The 2,606-nt window shown below is 38.9% G+C and carries 2 protein-coding genes; one reads left to right on the forward strand and one right to left on the reverse strand.

All coding sequences use genetic code 11. From position 1 onward, the window contains the following. A partial coding sequence (locus tag NOM06_RS20685) for a hypothetical protein (RefSeq protein WP_255913017.1) occupies positions 1 to 183 on the forward strand: 183 nt, incomplete at its 5' end. A gap of 726 nt (positions 184 to 909) precedes the next feature. Here the strand turns inward: NOM06_RS20685 and NOM06_RS20690 are convergent. Then, positions 910 to 2,442, reverse strand: coding sequence for a cyclic diguanylate phosphodiesterase (locus tag NOM06_RS20690; RefSeq protein WP_255913019.1), 1,533 nt, complete (start codon positions 2,440 to 2,442; stop codon positions 910 to 912). Between the last annotated feature and the right edge of the window lie 164 nt (positions 2,443 to 2,606).

Consider the following 2,606-nt stretch of genomic DNA (forward strand, 5'->3'; position numbering starts at 1 on the left):
GAAGGGGGTAGTGGTGATCAGATCACCGCGCCCTCAGTTAGTTCCATTCAGGCGGTATCGATTTGGGAAACAACGCCTTCAACTATTTGTAAAGATATCAAAGTGGAAACTTTTGAAAAATTAAAAGAGCGAAAATATATAAATCCAAGATCCAACACCGCTCTATTTTTAGCTTTTTATTAAAAAGCAAAGTATTAGCTTGGCCCTTTTTATGAAAACCCATTCATTATTCTAGGGAAGTTGAAAACAAGTGCCTTGCGCGCCAAGTTAAAGAGTTTAGACTTTAATGTAAATAGGTTAGAGGGACAAGTAACTTGTGTAGTGATGTGATGGACGCCCCCACCCAGCGCGGTCAGTTTCATACTTAGGTTGGCTTCGTTAAACTTGGGAGATAACCACATGAGCACGATCAAAACAGTTGGTATCGATATTGCCAAGTCTGTTTTTCAGGTATGTGTATGGATGACTGATGCTTCTGTTGACTAGAATCGTAAAATATCTCGCCAAAAATTGCTCCACACGATGTTCTTGTTTCCACCGTAAACACTGATTGCTATAGAAATCCCCTCTAGGGAAGGCCCCTGATATCGATGGGCAATAACACCCTTTATACCAGCAGAAACTGCGAATCTTACCTGCAATACTCCAATGTATCTGAGTATGAAAAAAGATATGGATCTCTACTAGTTAGGGGCGACTATCCCTTTAACAACGCCTGCTTGGTTGGATGCTTCCATAGCAGCGACAAGTAGTTTCCAGATTTCAAATTACTATTAATTTGGCAATTTTTAAAAAATAGGTTCCTATAACTGACATTTTAGCCTGCACGAATTTAGCCTCCTACACCTCATTTCGTGTTTATTTATCCCGTGCCGTGCAATTATAGGAGGTTTTTTATTGACTACAGGACTATTTATTGCCTGCAATATCTATCAACGCATCGCTTAGCGGCATTGGCTTTCCAAACATATATCCCTGAAGATATGCAACCCCCTTTTCTTCAAGAAAACTGGCTTGTTTCTCATTTTCAACTCCTTCTGCAACTAATGTCAGTGATAGTCTTTTACCTAAGTCTATGATATTGTCAATTAAATGCTCTGATATGGAGCCCTCACCAATTTGCTTGATGAATGACATATCTATTTTTAAGCAACCAACCTTAAAGTCTTTAAGATAACTCAAGCTTGAATGCCCAGTTCCAAAGTCATCAATAGCTAGCAACACACCCATATTGTTAAGTCTGGTGAAGAGTTCTATTACATGATCTGTAGTTTCTAATTCTTGTCTCTCGGTTAATTCAAGTACCAGATTAACTCTGGAATCTTTCAATTCAGCTAAGAACTCCTGTGAATCAAAAAGTAACTTCATTCCCTTGCAATGCTGAGCTGTAATATTGACTCCAACATGAAAATCCTTAGGTATGAGTTGGTGGTGCTGCTTCAATATCTTCGCCGTATCCTTGAGAAGGCTTACAGTCATTGGAACTATCAATCCTGATTCCTCTGCCTGTGGTATGAATAAGTCTGGCCTGACCAGCCCTTGAGTAGGGTGCTTCCAACGCATCAAAATTTCTATCCCAATAACCTTCCTAGACACTGAATCAACTAATGGTTGTGCATATGGAATAAACTCATGTTTTTTCAACGCTCGTAATAATTCAGATGAAAATGAACGCGGCCTATTCAATTGCCACCACATCACCGTTGCAAATGATGCGAGAAGAATGAATAAACCAATTATATAGTTGCTATCTTCCTTCCAGAAGGCATCGAATGTAGTTCTGAAATTTAAACCAGCATATACTATGAAGGGATATCTATCTGATTTTGAATATTGACTCATAACCAAGTATTTGACGGGGTTTTCATGTGAAAACAGTCCATTCTCTGTAAGCCACGCATCATTGATATGTAAAGATAGAAGTAGATAATCCCCCTCCTGCTGAGCTAATAGTTTGGAGAAATAGATACTATCTATACCGCTAATAGAAGCTGTATCACCATCTTCATTTCTAATAGCAATAATAGGGTGGCTTTCTTGAACTCTATTCCCTGACATTAGCAACAACTTACCATCTTTATAATGTTCTCTGCTATCTCTGAAATCACTGTCTCCGAATATTGAGGTGCAATATATCTTATCATTCCTTGCAAGATTAACCGACCTTATGTAGGGAACTACTGCCACTTGTCGCCTAAGTTCTAATGCAGCCTCTTTGCAAGGCATCCCCTTAACTCTCAGGGCGGAGATATTTGACATCTCACCATAATCAAGGATGGACTCTATAGCGTTTGATGTCTTTTTTGCTGATGATAAAATCCATTTTTCAGTGTCAGAGATGAAGGCAATGTACATCAATGAACTCAAGGTCAAAAAAGAAGATGCTAATACAGATGTGAATATAGTAAGCCTCGATAGAAAATTATCTTTTATGCTTTGCATGTATAGTTCCTTACTAGCTGACATTAGTTCTTGCTGTTACTATTCTAGACCTAGAAATTCATCATCTGTTGTATTTTACGGTAAAAAGCGGCGTTGTTAATGGGATGGTCGCCCCTACCCAAAACGGCATCTGAAGTGCCAAAGTGGCGAATGTATGTTCCCAC

Origin of the sequence: Aeromonas sp. JL9, assembly GCF_024436075.1 — a bacterium.
Lineage (GTDB): Bacteria > Pseudomonadota > Gammaproteobacteria > Enterobacterales > Aeromonadaceae > Aeromonas > Aeromonas veronii.

Excerpts from the sequence above, each read along its gene's own strand:
- NOM06_RS20690 (WP_255913019.1), bottom strand. The coding sequence starts at position 2,442 with ATGCAAAGCATAAAAGATAATTTTCTATCGAGGCTTACTATATTCACA.